Source organism: Pseudolabrys sp. Root1462, from assembly GCF_001426945.1.
In the GTDB taxonomy this organism is placed as follows: Bacteria; Pseudomonadota; Alphaproteobacteria; order Rhizobiales; family Xanthobacteraceae; genus Pseudolabrys.
On sequence record NZ_LMFS01000003.1, the window covers coordinates 802,337 to 822,310 of the forward strand.

At 63.0% G+C, this 19,974-nt stretch carries 12 protein-coding genes; 5 read left to right on the forward strand and 7 right to left on the reverse strand.

The features are described from left to right. Nucleotides 1-5: 5 nt before the first annotated feature. Genes glgB through ASD45_RS20545 form a run of 3 tightly spaced genes read right to left on the reverse strand, consistent with a single transcriptional unit; the run spans nucleotide 6 to nucleotide 7,427 of the window. Nucleotides 6-2,165 carry a 1,4-alpha-glucan branching protein GlgB gene (gene glgB / locus ASD45_RS20535; protein WP_056913496.1) on the reverse strand — a complete coding sequence of 720 codons (2,160 nt, stop codon included), beginning with the start codon at nucleotides 2,163-2,165 and terminating at the stop codon, nucleotides 6-8. Beyond that, a complete protein-coding gene (treS, locus tag ASD45_RS20540) occupies nucleotides 2,162-5,443 on the reverse strand; it encodes a maltose alpha-D-glucosyltransferase (RefSeq protein WP_056913497.1) in 3,282 nt (1,093 codons plus the stop codon). The genes glgB and treS overlap by 4 nt, the downstream gene beginning before the upstream one ends. 7 nt (nucleotides 5,444-5,450) lie before the next feature. Continuing rightward, complete coding sequence (locus ASD45_RS20545; RefSeq protein ID WP_056913498.1) at nucleotides 5,451-7,427, reverse strand: alpha-1,4-glucan--maltose-1-phosphate maltosyltransferase; 1,977 nt, start codon at nucleotides 7,425-7,427, stop codon at nucleotides 5,451-5,453. A 123-nt stretch (nucleotides 7,428-7,550) separates the two neighbouring features. Between ASD45_RS20545 and malQ the strand changes: the two genes are divergently transcribed. Further along, nucleotides 7,551-9,299, forward strand: coding sequence for a 4-alpha-glucanotransferase (gene malQ / locus ASD45_RS20550; protein ID WP_056913499.1), 1,749 nt, complete (start codon nucleotides 7,551-7,553; stop codon nucleotides 9,297-9,299). Nucleotides 9,300-9,458: 159 nt separating this feature from the next. Here malQ and ASD45_RS20555 read toward each other — a convergent pair whose 3' ends face one another. From ASD45_RS20555 to ASD45_RS20565, 3 genes are all read right to left on the reverse strand, one after another. Next, on the reverse strand, nucleotides 9,459-11,930 hold the full coding sequence (locus tag ASD45_RS20555; RefSeq protein ID WP_082541071.1) for a glycogen/starch/alpha-glucan phosphorylase: 2,472 nt from the start codon (nucleotides 11,928-11,930) through the stop codon (nucleotides 9,459-9,461). Nucleotides 11,931-12,189: 259 nt separating this feature from the next. Next, nucleotides 12,190-12,648 carry a DUF3775 domain-containing protein gene (locus ASD45_RS20560; RefSeq protein WP_056913500.1) on the reverse strand — a complete coding sequence of 153 codons (459 nt, stop codon included), beginning with the start codon at nucleotides 12,646-12,648 and terminating at the stop codon, nucleotides 12,190-12,192. 59 nt (nucleotides 12,649-12,707) lie between these two features. Beyond that, the gene (locus tag ASD45_RS20565) at nucleotides 12,708-13,868 is read right to left on the reverse strand and encodes an alpha/beta fold hydrolase (RefSeq protein ID WP_210168900.1); all 1,161 of its coding nucleotides are present in this window, start codon (nucleotides 13,866-13,868) and stop codon (nucleotides 12,708-12,710) included. A gap of 152 nt (nucleotides 13,869-14,020) precedes the next feature. Here ASD45_RS20565 and ASD45_RS20570 point away from each other — a divergent pair, with 152 nt between their 5' ends. The 4 genes from ASD45_RS20570 (at nucleotide 14,021) to ASD45_RS23880 (ending at nucleotide 18,283) form a co-directional block, all read left to right on the forward strand. After that, complete coding sequence (locus tag ASD45_RS20570) at nucleotides 14,021-14,296, forward strand: bacteriocin (protein WP_348271247.1); 276 nt, start codon at nucleotides 14,021-14,023, stop codon at nucleotides 14,294-14,296. A gap of 111 nt (nucleotides 14,297-14,407) precedes the next feature. Next, nucleotides 14,408-14,989 (forward strand): HPF/RaiA family ribosome-associated protein, encoded by a 582-nt coding sequence (locus tag ASD45_RS20575; RefSeq protein WP_244485551.1) that lies wholly within the window; start codon nucleotides 14,408-14,410, stop codon nucleotides 14,987-14,989. Between the two features lie 17 nt (nucleotides 14,990-15,006). Beyond that, the gene (locus ASD45_RS20580) at nucleotides 15,007-17,826 is read left to right on the forward strand and encodes an ATP-binding protein (protein ID WP_200949744.1); all 2,820 of its coding nucleotides are present in this window, start codon (nucleotides 15,007-15,009) and stop codon (nucleotides 17,824-17,826) included. Then, nucleotides 17,807-18,283, forward strand: a complete 477-nt coding sequence (locus ASD45_RS23880; protein ID WP_200949745.1) for a hypothetical protein — start codon at nucleotides 17,807-17,809, stop codon at nucleotides 18,281-18,283. The genes ASD45_RS20580 and ASD45_RS23880 overlap by 20 nt, the downstream gene beginning before the upstream one ends. Here ASD45_RS23880 and groL read toward each other — a convergent pair whose 3' ends face one another. Continuing rightward, nucleotides 18,284-19,906 (reverse strand): chaperonin GroEL, encoded by a 1,623-nt coding sequence (gene groL, locus ASD45_RS20590; protein WP_056913502.1) that lies wholly within the window; start codon nucleotides 19,904-19,906, stop codon nucleotides 18,284-18,286. Nucleotides 19,907-19,974: the final 68 nt, after the last annotated feature.

Genomic DNA, 19,974 nt, shown 5'->3' on the forward strand with positions numbered 1-19,974 from the left:
CGTTGTTACTCAGGAATGAAAAAGACGGCAGCAAGCGGTGGGACGACAATGTGGAGCTCCTGACTGTCACGCATCGCAACGGTGGACACCACGCCTGAGTTCCCCACATTGCTGCCGCCGTAGACCGCGGCGTCGGAATTAAATACTTCGCGCCAGCGCCCGGCGAAGGGAACGCGAACGCGGTAGTTGTTCAGCACCTGGGGCGTGAAGTTGACAACAACTACACAACGTTCAGCCGCGCCCTTTCCCTTACGCAACCAGGCGAAAGTCGAGTTGTCGGCGTCGTCGGTCACCAGCCACTCGAAACCGGCGGCATCATAGTCGAGCGCATGTAGCGCCGGCGTGTCGCGGTACAGCCGGTTCAGATCGCGTACCAGTCGCTGGATGCCGGCATGCTCGGGCTGCTCGGTAAGGTGCCACGGCAGGCTGATGTCGTGGTTCCATTCGGTGTCCTGGCCGAATTCCGAACCCATGAACATCAGCTTCTTGCCCGGATGGCCGAACATGAAAGCGTAGTAGGCGCGCAGATTGGCGAAACGCTGCCATCGGTCGCCCGGCATGCGGCCAAGTATCGAGAGCTTGCCATGCACGACTTCGTCATGGGACAGCGGCAGGATGAAGTTTTCCGAAAAGGCGTAGTGCAGTCCGAACAAAATCTTGCCGTGGTGGAACCGGCGGTGGATCGGGTCTTTCGAGATGTAATCGAGGGTGTCGTTCATCCACCCCATGTTCCACTTGTAGCCGAAGCCAAGTCCGCCCCAGTCGACCGGACGCGACACCTGCGGCCAGGCCGTCGACTCTTCGGCGGCCGTGGTCGCGTTCGGGAATTCCTTGAAAACCTCAGTGTTGGTCCGGCGCAGGAAGTCGATGGCTTCGATGTTCTCGCGGCCGCCGTGCTTGTTCGGCACCCAGGCGTTCGAAGGCCGGCTGTAGTCGAGATACAGCATCGAAGCGACGGCATCGACGCGCAGGCCATCGATGCCGTAGCGGTCGAGCCAGAACAATGCGTTAGACAACAGGAAGTTGGTCACTTCGACCCGGCCGTAATTGTAGATCAAGGTGCCCCAGTCGAGATGGCGGCCTTGGCGCGGATCCTCGTGTTCGTAGAGGCCGGTGCCGTCGAAGCGGGCAAGCCCGTGTGGATCGTCGGGGAAATGCCCGGGCACCCAATCGAGAATGACGCCGAGCCCGGCCTTGTGGAGGGCATCGACGAGCGCGATGAAATCGGCCGGCGTCCCGAAGCGGCTGGTCGGCGCGAACATCCCGGTCGGTTGATAGCCCCATGACCCGTCGAACGGATGCTCGGACACCGGCAGCAATTCAACATGGGTGAAGCCCATGTCGGCCACATACTGTGGCAGTTGCTCGGCCAGTTCGCGATAGGTCAGCCAGCCATTGTCGCGCTCGACGCTGCGCCGCCACGATCCGAGATGCAGTTCATAGATCGACATCGGCTGGTCGAGCGCGTTGATGCCATGGCGCGCCGGCGCGGGTCGCGGCAGGTTTTCGGCATCGACAACGATCGAGGCGGTCGAAGGCCGAATTTCGGCGGCAAACGCAACGGGGTCGGACTTCAGCGGCAACCGCCCAGCCGACCGGCTGATAATCTCGAACTTGTATTTGTTACCGGGCCGGGCCCCGGGCACGAACAATTCCCAGTAACCGTTGCCGCGCACTCGCATCGGATGCCGGCGACCATCCCAGAAATTGAAATCGCCGACCACGCTCACGCGGGCCGCATTTGGTGCAAGCACGGCGAACGCGACGCCCTCGACGCCGTCCACGGTCATCGGATGTGCGCCGAGTTTGTCATAGAGACGAAGCTGAGTGCCTTCGCCGAGCAGAAATAGATCGAAGTCGGACAGAACCGGCGGGAAGCGATAGGGGTCTTCCAGATCGACCTCATTGTCGCCAAAGCGTGCCCGCAGCCGGTAGCGGCCGGGATCGTTCACGACGCCCGCGAACAGGCCGGCCATGTCGAGACGCTCCAACGGCTGCTCGCCGGCATCGTTGACCACAGAGACCCGCTCGGCGTTGGGCAAGAACGCGCGCACCACCGTTCGCTCGTTTTCGACGTGCGGTCCGAGGTAGGCGAACGGGTCGGCGTGGCGGCCTTCGAGGATGGCCTGAGCGTCGGGAGATAGGTTGCGGACGTGCTCGTTCATTGCTTTATCACTCCGCGCTGCCACAGGATGCGCAAAGTCGCTTCCATTGGAATGTGCGCCCATGTCGGCCGATTGCTGAGTTCGTATTCGATTTCATAAAGGGCCTTGTCGAGCAGGAACCAGTCGAGCAGGCGGCGTGCCTGTTCCGCGTCGCCAGGCCACAGGTTCGAGTCTTTGATGTTCTCGCGATAGCAATCCCAGAACGCGGTGGTGAGACGGTCGCCCCAGGCGCGCATCAATGGCGTGAGCACACTCAGATCTTCGCCGCTGAGATCGGGCGCCTGATCGATCGCGGCGCTGACGGCGTAATCGATCGAGCGGATAAAGCCAGCGACATCGCGCGCCGGTGGCGCCTTCTGCCGGCGCTCCTCCAGCGTACGGCGCGGTTCCCCCTCAAAATCGAGGATGAAGGCGTCGTCCTTGGCGATCAGGATCTGGCCGAGATGGAAATCGCCGTGATGCCGGATTTTCATGCCTTCGAACGGGATGTCGCGGCTTGCTTCTATGTAGCTGCGGATGGCCTCGTGATTGTCGACCAAGAGCTTGCCCATCGCGGCGGTCTGTTCCAGCAAGGTGCTGGACTTGATCAGCTCGAGTCGCGCATCGGTCCGCGCCAGCAGGGCCTCGGTCCATCGCGCCATATCGTCCGATGAAATGGGTTCGGGCGCGAAGTCCGCGATGTCGTCATGGCTTGCGAGCGCAAGGTGCAGTTCAGCCGTGCGGCGGCCGATCTGGCTCATGCGGTGCGTCAGAACCAGGGTGTCCGCGGTCTCGCTGATCGGTTCGGCGGCATTGAGCCGCTGTTGATCAATCAGGCGTTCGAACGACGACAGCGTGAGCGACCAGGCGTCGCCCTGGTTCTCGATGAATTCGTTGGCGACAACGAGGGCGCTGCGCGTATCGCCCTCGATCAGTTCGGCCGAGCCGAGCAAGGCCGGCGCGTTCTTGAAGCCGGTCTTGTCGGTGAGGAAGCGCCCGATTTCGATTTCCGGATGGATCCCGTCGTTCAGCCGGCGCAGTAGTTTCACGACGTAGCGATTGTCGACGACGATGCTGGAGTTCGATTGCTCGCGATCGACCAGCTTGATCGACTCGAATTTCGGCAAGGGTGCCCGGGCAAAGGCTTCGGTGGGGCGGAATTCGATAGTCTGGTCCTGATGAGTGATCGTCGTTCCGCGATGCATGGCCTCCAGCAATGCCGGCACGAATTCCGGCTCGCCCGTGGCATCGAGCAGGGTGCCTTCACGCGGTCCGCGGCGCACCGCGGCGAGGATCGTGCCGGGGCCGCGATCGACGGTGGTGTAACGGGTCCATCGGGTCGCCAGCGGCAGGAAATATCGCGTGGTGCCGTGCGAACCATTCACTGAAATGATCGTCGCTAGGTGGTTGTGACCACCGAGCTCGAGCGGAATGGCTGCGCTGATCGTCGTCGAAATATTGCGCGCTTCCTTGTCGGCGAACCAGCGCTGGTGCGTGATGAAGCCTGGGAGCGCTTCGGTCTCGAAAGTGCGTCGCGTCCAGCCGCCGGCAAGTGAACTCCATCCGGCACCCAAGACGAGAGTCGGCACATCGCGCGGCAATGCGTGGGGCTGTTCGCTGCCGGGCTCCTTGTTGAGCTGGAACCAGAAGAAGCCGTAAGGCGGCAGTGTTACCAGGTAGGGCAACTGGCCGATGCGCGGGAAGTTGACGCGACCCAGCATCTCCTGAGGCATGCGGCCTTCCCAGGCCGACAGGTCCAGCTCCACGGCTTGCGCCGAGCGCGACAAGTTGGCGACGCACAGAATCGCCTCGTCGTCGAGCTGGCGGACATATGCGAGCACGCTGCGGTTGGTCGGTCTTACAAAGGTCAGCGTGCCGCGGCCGAACACCTTGGTCGATTTGCGCACGCTGATCAGGCGCTTGGTCCAGTTCAACAGCGATGATGCCGAGCGGCTTTGCGCCTCGACGTTGACGGCCGAGAAGCCATAAACCGGGTCCATGATGCAGGGCAGGTAGAGTTGCGCCGGATCGGAACGCGAAAAGCCGCCATTGCGGTCCGGCGACCACTGCATCGGCGTGCGGACGCCGTTGCGGTCGCCGAGAAAGATGTTGTCGCCCATGCCGATTTCGTCGCCGTAGTAGATGATCGGAGTGCCCGGCATCGACATCAGGATCGAGTTCATCAGTTCGATCTTGCGCCGGTCGTTATCCATCAGCGGCGCGAGGCGGCGGCGGATGCCGACATTGATGCGCGCGCGCGGATCGACCGCGTAAGTCGACCACAAATAGTCGCGCTCGGCGTCGGTGACCATTTCCAGCGTCAGTTCGTCGTGATTGCGCAGGAACATTGCCCACTGGCAGTTGGCTGGAATTTCCGGCGTCTGCCGCATGATGTCGGTGACCGGGAAACGGTCTTCTTGCGCGATCGCCATGTAAATGCGCGGCATCAGCGGGAAGTGGTAAGCCATATGGCATTCGTCGCCATTGCCGAAATATTCCTGCACATCCTCGGGCCATTGATTGGCCTCGGCCAGCAGCACCTTATTGGGCGCGTAGGCGTCGAGCTCGGCGCGAATGCGCTTCAGGATGGCATGGGTCTCAGGCAGGTTTTCGTTGTTGGTGCCTTCGCGCTCACAGAGATAAGGCACGGCGTCGAGCCGGAATCCATCGACGCCGGTATCGAGCCAGCGCTTCATGACCTGCATGACGGCGCTCACGACGCGTGGATTGTCGTAGTTGAGGTCCGGCTGGTGCGAGAAGAAGCGGTGCCAGTAGAAGGCGCCGGCCTCAGGGTCCCACGTCCAGTTCGACTTCTCGGTGTCGGTGAAGATGATCCGCGTACCTTGATATTTCTGGTCGGTATCGCTCCAGACATACCAGTCGCGCGCGCTCGACCCCTTCGGGCTGCGCTTGGCGCGCTTGAACCAGGCATGCTGGTCGGAGGTGTGATTGACGACAAGTTCCGTCACCACCTTGAGGTCGCGCCGCTTGGCTTCCTGCATGAAGCGGCGGAAGTCTTTCATGGTGCCGAATTGCGGGTTGATGTCGCCGTAATCCGAGATGTCGTAGCCGTCGTCGCGGCCGGGGCTCGGATAGAAGGGCAGCAGCCAAAGCACTGTGACGCCGAGGTCGCGCAGATAGTCGAGCTTTTCCGTCAAGCCGGCGAAGTCGCCAACGCCGTCGCCGTTGTTGTCGAAGAACGCCTTGACGTGCAGCTGGTAGATGATGGCGTCCTTATACCAGAGGCCATCTTCGCTCCCGGTCCGCACTTCTTCGCTAATGGCAGAATGAACGTTCATGGCGCCTTCACACGTGACAGCGGAATAGCACCGCGGGGTCGTTGTTCGCGTCGATCCTGGTACGCAACCCATTCCACTCGAGAAGGTGCCGCTCACCGGTGACAAGATTTTCGATTTCCCGAACCGGACGGCGTGCATCGGGCGGACCGATCTGTGTATCGCCGAAATGGAACCAGAACTCGCGCGGCTCCTTCGCCAGCGAAATGGCCACCGCAACGGCGTTGGTGCCGTCGACCGACTCTTTGATGAAGCCGATCACGTTGGGGTCGTTGGTTTGCAGGAAGTGGAGATTGGCGGTCTGCAGCAACGCTGGATTGGCCCGGCGGATCATGTTGATGCGCTGCAGATAGGCCTTGATGTTGCCGCGCTTGTTCCAGTCGCGGGTGCGGATCTCGTATTTTTCCGAGTTGAGGTACTCTTCGCGGCCGGGCAGCGGCTCATATTCGACGAGTTCGAAGCCGTTATAGATGCCGTAGTTCGACGACAGCGTCGCAGCCAGCGCGGCGCGTGCCTTGAACAACCAGGTGTCGCCGCTCTGCAACTGCACCGGCAGGATGTCCGGCGTCGTCACGAAGAAGTTGGGGCGATAATAGTCGCGCTCCGGATAGCCCGTGAGTTCGGTCAGATATTCCTGCAGTTCGTCCTTGCCCGTGCGCCAGGTGAAGTAGGTGTAGGACTGCGTAAAGCCGAGCTTGGCCAGCGCCTTCATGACTTTCGGCCGGGTGAAAGCCTCAGCGAGGAAAATCACCCCCGGGTCGCGCGTCTGCACCTCGCGGATCGCCCATTCCCAGAACGGCAACGGCTTGGTGTGCGGATTATCGATGCGGAAAATGCGGACGCCCTGTTTGACCCAGAACAACAGCACGTCGCGCAACGCGATCCACAGGCCGATGCTGTCATCGGAACCGAAATCGGGATTGACGATGTCCTCGTATTTCTTCGGCGGGTTCTCGGCATATTTGATGCTGCCGTCGGGCCGCCGCTTGAACCACTGCGGATGTTCCTTGAGCCAGGGATGATCCGGCGAACACTGGACGGCGATATCCATGGCGACTTCCATGCCGTGCTGATGGCAGGCCGCCACCAGCGCGCGGAAATCCTCGAGGGTGCCGAGCGCCGGTTCGACCGCGTCGTGGCCGCCGTTCTCGTTGCCGACGGCGTAAAAGCTGCCGACGTCCCCCGGTGCGGCCGTTACGGCGTTGTTCTTGCCCTTACGGTTGGTGCGGCCAACCGGATGAATCGGCGTCAGATAAAGGACGTCGAATCCGAGGCCGGCGATCTCCGGGATGCGGGCGATGCAGTCCTGAAACGTGCCGTGTTGTCCAGGGACCGAGCTCTGACTGCGCGGCACCATCTCGTACCAGGCGCCGGCACGGGCCCGTTCGCGATCGGCGACCAGCGGCACCGGGCTGCTGCGGCAGAGATCTGGCCGCGCGCCGCCCTGGCGCATCGCCGTCGCCAGCCATTCGTCGAGCAGGTCTGTGGGATCGCTCGTCTGGGTAAATTTGTGAATCGCGGCTTCTACGATGGCGCGCGGGCCGTCTTCGGGCGGCATCAGTTGCTGCAGCAGCTCGAGGCCCTCGCGCGCTTCCAATGCGACATTCTGCCCGGCCTTCTGCTTGGCAAGAAATTCCTTACGCCACGTCGCGTACTGGTCCGTCCAGGCCTCGATCTCGAAAATGTAATAGCCCGGCTCCGGCGGCGTGAATTGACCATGCCAGCGGTCGTTGGCGAACAGCACCATGTCTTCGCGCTGCCAGTCGCTGGCGTCCTGCCGCCGCCACAACAGCGCCGCGCCGAGGACATCATGACCTTCGCGAAAAATATCGGCCCAGACGTCGACCGTTTCGCCGGCCACGCGTTTTACTGCGTACCGTCCGCCGTCCACGCACGGGAAAATGTCCTCGAATCGGAAGCGGGGGCCCGTCGGATCTGAAGAGGAACTGTCGAATGTCTTGCTCGAAAATGAACGCTCGGCTCGCACCCCGAATGCTCCCGATTGGCTGGCTGATTGGGCTTCCTTACCGAAGGGGAAAACGGCTGAGTTGTCCTAAGGTTCCGGCGCTAGGCTGGTGCAATCGGCTCGGCCGTGGGCGGGAGATCGGCAATGCGTGATCTGGAAGTTGAAGCTTGCGGTATCGAACGCGGATATCACGATATTTTTGGCCACTGGCACGACATCAGTCCGGAGACGCAGAGCCGACTGATTGAGGCACTGTCTGGCCCGGATGCGTCGCCGATTATGATAGACACGCCAGTACCCGATGGCCATATGCGCGCCTGGCAAGGCGACGGCCGACGGATCTGGGGCTTGGCGGTGCAGCTCTATGCGCTTCGTTCGGCGCGTAACTGGGGTCACGGTGACTTCACCGACTTGTCGGCGCTTGTCGGCGTCTCCGCACGGGCAGGCGCCGGCGCCATCGGCCTCAATCCACTGCACGCGCTGTTTCCCGAGCGGGCGGAGGAGGCCAGTCCGTATCGTCCGAATAGCCGGCTTTTCCTCAATCCTCTTTATATCGATGTCGAAGCGATTCCGGAGTGTCCCGATGTCTCTGAGTGGGCCGACGATATCACCCCGCTGCGCCAGAGCGAGATGGTCGCCTATCGCGCGGTTGGCCAGCTGAAGCTCGAGGTCTTGTGGCAGACTTGGGACAATTTCAAGCGCAAGGCCACCGCCGAACGACGTGCCGACTTTGAGGAATATCGGCACGAAGCCGGCGACGCGTTACGCCGTTTCGCCGCTTTTGAGGTCCTGCGTCTGACGCACGCGCCGTTACCGTGGCCCGAATGGCCGATGCCATGGCGAACGCCGTCAACGGCTGCGCTCGCCGAATTCCGGGAAGCGAACCAGGACGCCTGCGAATTCCAGGAGTTCATGCAGTGGACGGCCGACCGGCAACTGGGCGCCTGTCAGGCCGAAGCACGCCGCTTGGGCATGTCGATCGGGCTCTATACCGACCTCGCCGTCGGCATCAATCCGCACGGCGCCGATGCCTGGAGCGATCAGGACGCCGTGGTCCGGGGCGTCTCGGTTGGCGCGCCGCCCGACGAATTCAACCGCGCCGGTCAGAATTGGGGGCTGGCGCCGTTCAACCCGCGCACGATTTCGAAAGATGACTTCGCACCGCTGCGCCGTCTGATGCGGTCGACGATGCGGCACGCCGGCGCGGTGCGGCTCGATCACGTGCTCGGTCTGAAGCGGCTGTTCCTCATTCCCGACGGCTGCGGCGCTGCGGAGGGCGCTTATGTGCGCTATCCGTTCGAGGCCGTGCTGCGCGTCGTTGCGGAGGAAAGCTGCCGGGCGAGGTGCATCGTGATCGGAGAAGACCTCGGCACGGTGCCGGAAGGATTTCGTGAAACGCTCGCGCACTGGGGCCTTTGGAGTTACCGCGTCATGATGTTCGAACGCGAGCAGGACGGTCGTTTTCGTCCGCCCGAACATTACCCGGCGGAAGCGCTGGCGACCTTCAATACGCACGATCTCGCGACCTTCAGGGCGTGGATGCAGTCCTCAGACCTCGCGTTCAAGCGCTCGCTCGGCATCGACCCCGGCGAGAGCGATGACGGCCGCGCGCATTCCCGGAACATGCTTCGCGAATTGCTGGCCGAGCGCGCCGACGGCAATGACGACTTCGCCGCCGTCGCCTACGTGATGGGCCAGACGCCGTCGCGGCTGGTCATGGTGTCGCTCGAAGATATTCTCGGCCTCACCGAGCAGATCAACATCCCCGGCACAGTCGACGAGCACCCGAACTGGCAGTGCAAGATATCGGTGCCGCTTGAGGACCTCGAGCGCTCTACCGGGTTCAAGGGCGTCGCGGCGGCGTTCAAGGCGACCGGGCGGGCGACTACCTAGAATTTCCCGGGAGGGTGGGAGTAGTTTAAACGCGAGGATCTGCCGCCACGCGCACGGGCGACGCTGCTCGGCATGCTGCAGCTTCTTCTGCTGGCGGCCGCGTTGCGGCTACCACGGCGGGTTGCTAAGGCGCTGGTCTGACGCCTCAGCGACCAGACTCTATTCCACGGGCACGTTCCAGATGTCGGCGGCGTATTCGCGAATGGTGCGGTCGGACGAGAACCAGCCCATGCGCGCCGTATTCAGGATGCTCATGCGCCACCACGCGGCCGGCGCATTCCAGAGCCGGTCGACCGAACGCTGGGCCTCCCAGTAGTCGTCGAAATCGGCGGCTACCATGAAGCGATCATACTCGCGCAACGCGGTGACGATGGGCGCGTAGCGCTCGGTATCGCCACCCGAGAAAGTGCCATCGGCGATGGCCTCGATCGCCGCAGCGAGGCGCGGCGACGTCGCGATAGCGTCCCCGCCGGCGAAACGTTGCCGCTGATACCCGGCGACTTCCGCGGCGGTAAGGCCGAAGATGACGACGTTATCGGTGCCGACGTTCTCGCGAATCTCGATGTTGGCGCCGTCAAGCGTGCCGATGGTGATCGCGCCATTGAGCGCCAGTTTCATATTGCCGGTGCCCGAGGCTTCCATGCCGGCGGTCGAAATCTGTTCGGACAAATCGGCGGCGGGAATGATCGCCTCGGCGAGGCTGGCGCTGTAATTCGGCACGAATACCACCTTCAGCCGGTCGCCGATCGCCGGATCGTTGTTGATCACGTGCGCGATATCGTTGACGAGCCTGATGATCAGCTTGGCCCGGTCATAGCTCGCCGCTGCCTTCCCCGCGAAGATCTTGACGCGCGGGGCAAAGCTGTCGCCGGTGCCCGACCGCAAGCCTTGATAGAGGGCGACGGTTTCGACCAGGTTGAGAAGCTGGCGCTTATATTCGTGGATTCGTTTGATATGAACGTCGAACAGCGCCTGCGGATCGACCTTGACGCCGGTCTTCGAGCGCAACAGCGTCGCCAGCCTCTCCTTGTTCGCCGCTCGTGCCTGTGCGTAACGAGCGACGAAGCCGCGCTCGCCGATGTGCTTCTCGAGGTCCTTGAGCGCGGCCGGATCGTCGAGGACGCGTTCGCCGATCGTCTCGACCAGCAGCGCCGTGAGCTCCGGATTGGATTCGTAGAGCCAGCGCCGGAAGGTAATGCCGTTGGTCTTGTTGACGATGCGTGTCTTCGACGAATGGGCGAGATCGGCAAAAACGTTCTCGCGCAGCAGATCGGTATGCAGCGCCGAGACGCCGTTCACGGCGTGGGTGCCGACAAAGGCGAGATGCGCCATGCGCACCCGTCGCTCACCGTCTTCGTGAATCAACGAAACATTCTTGATGAATGCCGGGTCGGCGAGGCCGCGCTCGTCCTGCTTCCGCAGATGCAACCAGTTGATGGTGTAGATGATCTGCAGATGGCGCGGCAGCAGGCGCCCGAGTAGCTCGACCGGCCAGCTTTCCAGCGCTTCCGGCAGCAATGTGTGATTGGTGTAGCTCAGCGTCGCGCGGGTGATGCGCCAGGCCTTGGCCCAGTCGACCTCATGCTCGTCAATGAGAATGCGCATCAATTCGGCGACCGCAATCGCCGGATGAGTGTCGTTGAGCTGGACCGCGGCATGATCGGGTAAAGTATCGATCGCGCCGACTTCGTCGATGTGGCGCCGGATCAGATCCTGTAGCGTCGCCGAGGTAAAGAAAAACTCCTGGCGCAGCCGCAACTCCTGGCCGACCGATGTGCCGTCGTTTGGATAAAGCACGCGGGAAATTGCTTCCGCGCGGGCGCGCGCAGCCGTGGCGCCGACCAGATCGCCGCGGTTGAAGGTGTCGAGATGGATGGGATCGGCGGCGCGTGCCGACCAGAGCCGCAGCGTATTGGCATGGCGGCCGCGCCAGCCGACGACCGGCGTGTCATAAGGCACGGCGAAAACCACCTCGTCGGGATACCAGAGCGCGCGCGCCGTCGGCTCCGCGGCGCCGGCATAATCGACGCGCCCACCGAAGCCGATCGGCACGCGCGTGTCGGCCCGAATGAACTCCCAGGGATTGCCGCTGACCAGCCAGTCCTCGGGGACTTCGTGCTGCTGGCCGTCCACGATGCGTTGTTCGAACAGTCCGTTCTCGTAACGAATGCCGTAACCGAAAGCCGGAATTTGCAGCGCCGAGAGGCTGTCCATGAAACAGGCAGCGAGGCGGCCGAGGCCGCCATTGCCGAGCGCGGCGTCCGGTTCGCCGGTACGCAGGCGTTCGAGATCGACACCCATATCCGCCAGCGCGCGCCGCGCCGGTTCGACCATGCGCAGGTTGGTCAGTGCGTCGAACAACAGACGACCGATGAGAAACTCGATGGAAAGATAGTACACGCGCTTTTTGCGCTGTTCTCCCGCTTTGCGACGAGACGCCATCCATACATCGACGATGCGGTCGCGAACGGTCAGTGCCGTGGCGTGATACCAGTCGTTGTCGGTCGCGGTTTCGAAGGTCTTGCCGAGATCGTAGGTGAGCTTGCGCTCGATCGACTGGCGAAAAGCGGCTTCGATCGTCGACTGGTCGGACGTCGCGAGCGTCGCGATTTTGGGAACTTGCTGAAGCATAAAGCGATCCGGAATAAATGGTGCGGTTCTGAAATCCGGCGCGGCGATCGTAAGCCGGCGGCGCGGGGCGACAAAGGCGTGATTGGACGGGCGCAATTAAGGCGCGCCTTCGCGGCCATATTTTGTCAAATGGTGTTCGCCGGTTCCATTGGAACTCCGACGGGACGGCGGCGCAAGCGCAAGTCCGCCTCGCGTCAAGCGCGAGCGGCGCCATTCAATTGGCCAGCGCGGGCGCGACCGAATCTCGCTCCGGCGGCCGTCAGAGCCGGTTGAACTCGTATTCTTCGATGGAGTAGCCGAGCTGTGAGAGGCCTTCCTCGAGATGATCGCCCAACATCGGCATGCCGAGCAGGTAGCTGGCCGTTCTTTCATTCCAGGCACGGGCCGCTTCGGCGCGAATGTCAGCCCAATCTTCGGCGGTGTAGTCGTCGCGGCCCAGCCAGGCCAGCGCGACGAGATCGATCTGCTCGTCCTGCGACAGCGCGTTGATGAACGACGTGATCTCATCAACGGTCGGATCGTCCTTATGGTCCTCGAGAACGGCCGCTTCCATGTCATCTGACGGGTTGGATGCGGGATCCGGTTCCGTCACGGCGTCTTTGACATCGAACTCGCGCGCCTTGACGATGAGGAAAAACACCTTCTCCGGCGAGATGCTGATGTCGGTTCTTTCACTGTCGCTGCCCGCTTCTACGTCTTGGTGGGTTGTGTCAGCCATCGGAACCTCCTGTTACGCCGCATGGTCGCCGCGCTCGGGCTAAGGCACCTTGCGCCAGATCAAGCCGGGCCGTCGGTCGCATTGAGCCAGGCGGCGATGCGCGGCCACACCGTTCGCAGCGTGCGTTGGCCAAGAAATAATCCGAGATGACCGCCGGGCGTCATGTGACGACGAATGTCCGACGGATCCGTTCCGACCAGTCCCGCCACCGATAGCAGTTGAGTCGGCGCCACGAGTTCGTCGTTGTGGGCGCCAAGCAAATAGAGCGGCGTCTTGATTTCAGCCAGACTGACCGGCTGGCCAAGTGCGGTCATCGTGCCGGCCGCGAGCTCGTTGCGCCGGAAAATTCGTTCGACGGTTTCGAGATAATAAGCGCCGGGCAAGTCGACCGTCCACGCAAACCAGTTGCGGAAGATCGCTTCTGCCTCCCGATCGTCGTCCGAACCGTCCTCGTCGATCTCGAGCGCCGTTCTGATGTCGTCGGACGAGAGTTTGCCGGGCGCCCACAAACCAAGAAAACGGCTGCCGTTGACCCGGCCTTTGCCGAGCCTGACCAGTTCGTCGAAGAACTCAGGAGGCGTGGTCTTGACGAGAGTGGAGATTGCCGAATCCACCGCGGCAAGATCGATGGGCGCACCGCCGAGCACGAGCTTGTGAACCTTTGCGGGGAAGCGAGCGGAGTAAAGCAGCGACAGCCAGCCGCCCTGACAAAGGCCGATGAGATTGACCGCACCGCCCAAGTGATCGATCAACACGTTGAGGCTTGCCAGATAGTCGTCGATACGCAGGTAGCGCATATCGTCGGTCGCCGAGCGCCAATCGACGACGAACAGCCGGTTAAGGCCGGCCTCGCGCAGCGTCGCCACCAGACTCTGTCCGGGAAGAAGATCGACCACGGTTGCGCTGTGCAGCGACAGAGGCGCGCATAGCAAGGTCGGCAAGCCTTCACTGGTGAGGCTGAAGTCACGCAGGCGGACCGTCTTCAATTCCAACGCGACGCGATGCGGCGTTTGCCATGCCGGTTCGTCCGCCGCGCCCGCCTCGCTGTTGCCGAGCGACAGTTCGGTCAGGCGCTCCGCGACAAGCGCGGCGGTTTCGCTCAAGGTCGCGGCGGCGATGGCCGGCGCCATGAATGCAAGCCGCGTCAGGTCCGAAGCCAGCGGTTGGTACATGACGACAATAAAGTACCGCTGCCGCGTCGCAGGCTTGCGAAAGGTCAATCCGACGCGCGCAAACGGAAGGTGCTCGGCTGCCTCCATGTCGGCTGTGCTGGATCATTTTTGCCGTTAGGCCGCCACCTTTGACTTAGCGCAAGGCGGAAGTTCCGCGGAATTTGCGTGCTGTCGGCGAACTCAACAGAGGAGGCGATGAAATGCGAAAGATGCTTGCTGTGGCCATTGTGTTTGCCCTCGGCCTGGGCTTGGCCGGTTGCGAAACCGCGCGTCAGGATCGCGTTGCCGGTGGTGCACTGATCGGTGCCGGCACCGGTGCCCTGATTGGCGGCCTTGCCGGCCGTTCGACCGGCGCCGCGGTTGCCGGCGGGCTGATCGGCGCCGCCGCCGGCGCCATCATTGCTGACGAAACGCGGCCCGGCCGCTGCTACTGGCGCGACCGCAACGGCCGCCGTCATTACGTGCGCTGCCGCTGAGCTCGTCCATCCGCATCCGGATTCTCTTCGGAGAAACCGGATGCGGATGCTGCTTGAGGTAAATCAATGCCGCTTGCCTTCGGCTGGCAAAGTCTCTCTCGGACAATCAGCATGGTGGCGGACATGGAAACACCGGTCGAGATCGATTTTCAGGGCCTGGAGCCGGACGAGCGGGTGCGGAGCGTCATTGCCGCGCATGTCAGACAGCTCGAAGAACGGTTCGGTCGCATCACTGCCGGCCGCGTTGTCTTGAAAGGCCCGGGCGGTCGCCACCGCACCGGCGGGCTGTTCGAGGTCAGTATCCGCCTCGCATTGCCGGATGGCCGGGAAGTGAATGTCGACCACACCCGGCAGAACGATGAGCGTTATTCGGATCTGCCCTTCGCCATTAATGACAGCTTCAAGCGCGCACGCCGGCAATTGCAGGACCATGTGCGCAAAATGCAGGGCGACGTGAAAACGTCGGTCGGCGCCCCGGTCGGCGTTGTGGTCGAACTCGATCCGCTCGGCGAATTCGGCTTCATCGAAACGCCGGACGGCCGCGAGATCTATTTCCACCGTAACAGCGTGCTCGGCGGCGAGTTCGCGAAACTTGCCGTCAATTCGCACGTCTCTTACGCCGAAGAGATCGGCGACAAGGGACCGCAAGCGAGCACGGTCAAGCTCCTGGAAAAGCACAGCCTGAAGCGATGACGGCAAGGCGTGCGGCCATGGACAACACGATGGAAAAGCCAGTGCGTCCGCTTGGCGCGGAGCGATTGTCGCGCGCGACCGATCTTTCGCATCTGAGCTTTGCAACGACCGCTGAATTGCAGCCGATTGACGGCCTTGTGGCGCAAGGCCGGGCTTTTGAGGCGGTTCGCTTCGGCACCCAGATCGACAAGGACGGCTTCAATCTCTTCGTCATCGGCCCGAACGGCGCGCATATGCAGGAAGCCGTCAAAGCCATGCTCGAGGACCAGGCCCGCACGCGGCCGAGCCCGTCGGATTGGGTCTATGTCAATAATTTTTCCGATCCCGAACGCCCGGTCGCCCTGCAGCTTCCGACCGGCCGCGCCACGGCGTTCCGCGACGCGATGCACAAACTCATTGATGATCTGAAGGGTGCCTTGCCGGCGGTCTTCCAGAGCGAAGATTATCAGACGCGTCACGGCGCGATCGAAGAGTCATTTCAGAAGAAACAGGCCGACGCCTTCACCGCGCTGCGCGATCGTGCGGCGGAGAAGAGTGTCGTGCTGCTGCGGACGCCCATGGGCTTTGCGCTGGCGCCGATCAAGGACGGTCAGGTCGTGCCTCCGGACGAATTCAGCAAGTGGCCTGAAGAAAAGCGCAAGGAGGTGCAGACCACGATCGAAGTCCTTGAGAAGGAGCTCGAGCACATCATACGCCACTTGCCGCAGTGGGAGAGGGAGCGGCGCGACGCCTTGCGTGAACTTAACCGCGACACCGCTAAATATGCTGTCGACCAGCTCATCGAGGAGGCCAAGGCCGCGTTTCACGACACCTCGCGCGTCGTGCAGCACATCGAAATGGTCCGCAACGACCTGGTCGACAACGTTTCGCTGTTCATTATGAAAGCCGAAGACGGCGAGGGCGATGTCACGGACTCCCGGCCCGGCAGCGTCTTCGACCGCTACGAGGTCAACCTCATCGTCGGGCAGAACGCGGACAAGCCCGGCGCGCCGATCATCGAGGAACTGCATCCGGCACTGGCCAATCTCATCGGCCGTATCGAATACATCTCGATCCGCGGCGCGCTGGTTACCAATTTCCGGCTGATCAAGGCCGGCGCCCTGCATCGCGCCAATGGCGGCTATCTGCTGCTCGACGTCCGCAGCCTGCTGACCGAGCCGTTCAGTTGGGCGGCGCTCAAGCGCATCCTGCGCCGCGGCGAAATCGCCATCGAGGACATCGGCCGCTTTCTCGGCTTCACCAGCACGGTGTCGCTCGAGCCGGACCCCATCCCGCTCAACGTCAAGGTTATCCTGTTCGGGGACCGGTTGCTGTATTTCCTGCTGGCTGAACTCGATCCCGAACTCGGCGAGCACTTCAAGGTACTGGCCGACTTCGAGAATGATTTTGCGCGCACGCCGGAAAACGAAGCCATTCTGGCGCGCATGCTGGCGATGCTGACGAGGCGCGACGGCCTCAATCCGCTCGACCGCGAGGCCGTCGCCCTCGTGCTCGAACATGCGGCGCGCCTCGCCGATCACGCCGATAAGTTATCGCTGGTGATCGAGCAACTTCGCGAGGTGCTTATCGAGGCCGATTTCTGCGCCCGCAAGGCCGAGCATGCCGTCACCGGGCGCGCCGATATCGAGCGGGCCTTGGCGGCGCGTGTAAGCCGCGCGGCGCGGCTGCGCGACCGCTCCCAGGAGCAGATCCTGGAAAAGGTCGCACTGATTGATACCGAAGGTGCGCGGGTCGGCCAGATCAACGGTCTCAGCGTCCTCGAACTGGCGGGGTTGCGCTTCGGTCGGCCGACGCGGATCACCTGTCAGGTCCGCCCCGGCAGCGGCAAGGTCGTCGATATCGAGCGCGAGGTCGAACTCGGCGGGCCGCTGCATTCCAAAGGTGTCTTGATTCTGTCGGGCTTCCTCGCGGGCCGTTATGCGCTCGATACACCAATGTCGCTGTTCGCCAGCCTGGTGTTCGAGCAGTCCTACGGCGGTGTCGAGGGCGACAGCGCTTCGTCGGCAGAGCTCTATGCGCTGCTCTCGGCGCTTTCGGACGTCGCGATCCGTCAGGATCTCGCGGTCACCGGATCGGTCAATCAGCACGGCGAGATCCAGGCGATCGGCGGCGTCAACGAGAAGATCGAGGGCTTCTTCGATATTTGCCACAAGCGCGCCTTGACCGGCCTGCAGGGCGTGCTGATCCCGCAATCCAACGTGCAGCATCTGATGTTGCGCAAGGACGTGATCGAGGCCTGCGCCGCGGGGCGCTTCAACATTTATCCGATCGCCACCATCGACGAAGGCATCGCGCTGCTCACCGGCCGGCCCGCGGGCCAGCGCGGTGCGGATGGCAGCTACCCCCGGACACGATCAACCGGCGTGTCGAAGACCGGCTGCGCGCCTTCGCCAATGTCCGCCGCAATTTTGTCGGCGATCGCGCGGCTGCCAATCCGGCGAGTTAGTCATGCCCGGCGAACAACGCTTCACGCGACTGGTGCTCGGACTGAACTCCGCCCCATCCGGCCATTCGGTGAGCTTCTCGGTCGAACTCGCCGAGTTGCTGGGTCTGAACCTGCTCGGCCTGTTTCTCGCCGACGACAGCCTCCGCCACCTGGCGCGTTTTCCCTTTGCGCGAGAACTGCGGCTCATGGGCGGCGGCTGGCAGCCGCTCGAGCCGGAGCGCGTCAGTGGCGAGCTCGATCTCGCCGCCCGCAGTGCCGCTCGCATCTTTGCCGAGGCGGTGAAGGCGCGCGCGCCGCACTCCCGATTCGAAGTGGCGCATGGGCCCCTACAACAGGCATTGGCTTCGGCTTCCACCGCTGCCGACATCATTGTGCTCATCGAACCGCGTAGCCCGGCCGAGCGCGCCACAGGCCAATTCCGCTGGCTGTTCGAAGCCGCCTTGAGTTCGGCGGCAGCGGTGATGCTTTTGCCGCCGCAACCGGCACGGCGCACCGGCCCGATCGTCGCCATCGCGGTGACGGCGGATGATGAAAGCGTTGCGGTGGCGGCGTCGCTTGCCGTCGCCGCGCGCGAACCGCTGGTGGTCGTGGAGGCCGCCGGCCCGGGTCTCGACTATCCGGCGCTTCGGATGGCGACCGAAGCCGGCATTGCCGTTCAGCGTCTCCCGGTGCCGGGAAGCCCTAACGCCGACGTGACGGCGATTCTGGACGCCATGGCGGGGCTGCAGGAAAGGCTGGTGGTGATGTCGCGGTTGCCGGCAGACGGCGAAGCGGCTGCTGCTATTGCCGGCCGCCGCGCGACGCCGGTGCTGCTCATCGAGCCGGCGGGCGCTGGCGCGGCCGAATAGCTACAGGGCCATTTCCGGCTCCGGCGCCCGTTGCTTGGTCTCTTCCGGAATTTCCGTCATGGTCGCTTCGGTCAGCAACAGCACGCTGGCGACCGATACCGCATTCTCGAGCGCGACGCGCACGACCTTGGTTGGATCGATGATGCCTGCGGCCACCAGATCGACATAGGTCTTGCGACCGGCGTCGAAGCCTTCGCTGCCTTTGCCGTCGAGCATGCGGGCGACCACCACACCGCCGTCGGTCGCAGAGTTTTCGGCAATCTGGCGCGTCGGCGCCTCCAGTGCGCGTTTGAGGATCTGCACTCCGGTCTTCTCGTCACCGTCGCATTTCGTCTCTTCGTCGGCTACGACGTTGACACAGCGCAAGAGTGCCAACCCGCCGCCCGGCACGATGCCTTCCGCGACCGCCGCCTTGGTCGCGCTGATGGCGTCGTCGAGAGCTTCTTTCTTGGCTTTCATCTCGGACTCCGACGGGGCGCCGACGCGAATGACCGCGACGCCGCCCGACAGCTTGGCCAGCCGCTCGTGCAGCTTTTCCTTGTCGTAGTCGCTGGTCGCTTTCTCGATCTCGCGACGGAGCTGGTCGATGCGTCCGTCAATCTGCTGGCGTTCGCCGGCACCGCCGATCAGCGTCGTGTTGTCCTTGTCGATGACGACACGTTTGGCCCGCCCAAGCTGCTGCAGACTGACATTCTCGAGCTTGATGCCGATATCCTCCGACAGCACCGTGCCGCCGGTGAGGATGGCGATGTCCTGCAGCATCGCTTTGCGGCGATCGCCGAAGCCGGGCGCCTTTACCGCGCAACTCTTCAGGACGCCGCGGATCTGGTTGACGATCAGGGTTGCCAGTGCTTCGCCTTCAATGTCTTCGGCGATGACGAGTAACGGCTTGGCGGACTTCGCCACCTGTTCGAGCAGCGGCAGCAAGTCCTGCAGCGAGCCGATCTTGCGATCGCTGATCAGGATCAGTGCGTCATCAAGCACTGCCTCCATCTTCTCCGGGCTGGTGATGAAGTAAGGCGAGACGAAGCCGCGGTCGAACTGCATGCCCTCGACCACCTCCAACGCCGTCTCGGTGGTCTTGGACTCCTCGACTGAAATCACGCCTTCATTGCCGACCTTGTCCATCGCATCGGCGACCAGTTCACCGATCTGCGTATCGTTGTGCGCCGAGATGGTGGCGATCTGCGCCTTCTCCAGCCGAGTCTTTACCGGGCGCGACAGCGTCTTCAGCGATTCGACCGCGCGCCTCATGCCGCGGTCGAGGCCACGTTTGATGTCGATGGCGCTGGCGCCGGCGACGACGTTGCGGACGCCATCGGCGAAGATCGCATGCGCGAGAATGGTCGAAGTGCTCGTCCCGTCGCCGACCATCTCGCCGGTTTTCTCGGCGGCCTGGCGCAGCATTCGCGCGCCGAGGTTTTCTTCCGGGTCCTTGAGGTCGAATTCCTTGGCGATGGTGACGCCGTCGTTGCAGACGATCGGCGCGCCCCACTTCTTCTCGATCAGCACCGATTTCGAGCGCGGTCCGAGTGTGACGCGCACCGCGTCGGCGAGCTGGGTGACACCGCGCAGGATTTTCTCGCGCGCGGCGGAGCGGAATAGCACCTGCTTATGAGCCATGGCAAATCTCGCACATCATGAATAGCAAGGTCATTTGATATGTGCCGTGCACCTGCGGGCCTTGATTC

What these genes read in the sequence shown, in the direction of transcription:
- ASD45_RS20580 (WP_200949744.1), top strand. Translation starts at nt 15,007, where the DNA reads ATGGACAACACGATGGAAAAGCCAGTGCGTCCGCTTGGCGCGGAGCGA.
- ASD45_RS20555 (WP_082541071.1), bottom strand. Translation starts at nt 11,930, where the DNA reads ATGCTTCAGCAAGTTCCCAAAATCGCGACGCTCGCGACGTCCGACCAG.
- groL (WP_056913502.1), bottom strand. Translation starts at nt 19,906, where the DNA reads ATGGCTCATAAGCAGGTGCTATTCCGCTCCGCCGCGCGCGAGAAAATC.
- ASD45_RS20575 (WP_244485551.1), top strand. Translation starts at nt 14,408, where the DNA reads ATGGTGGCGGACATGGAAACACCGGTCGAGATCGATTTTCAGGGCCTG.
- glgB (WP_056913496.1), bottom strand. Translation starts at nt 2,165, where the DNA reads ATGAACGAGCACGTCCGCAACCTATCTCCCGACGCTCAGGCCATCCTC.
- ASD45_RS20560 (WP_056913500.1), bottom strand. Translation starts at nt 12,648, where the DNA reads ATGGCTGACACAACCCACCAAGACGTAGAAGCGGGCAGCGACAGTGAA.
- treS (WP_056913497.1), bottom strand. Translation starts at nt 5,443, where the DNA reads ATGAACGTTCATTCTGCCATTAGCGAAGAAGTGCGGACCGGGAGCGAA.
- ASD45_RS20570 (WP_348271247.1), top strand. Translation starts at nt 14,021, where the DNA reads ATGCGAAAGATGCTTGCTGTGGCCATTGTGTTTGCCCTCGGCCTGGGC.
- malQ (WP_056913499.1), top strand. Translation starts at nt 7,551, where the DNA reads ATGCGTGATCTGGAAGTTGAAGCTTGCGGTATCGAACGCGGATATCAC.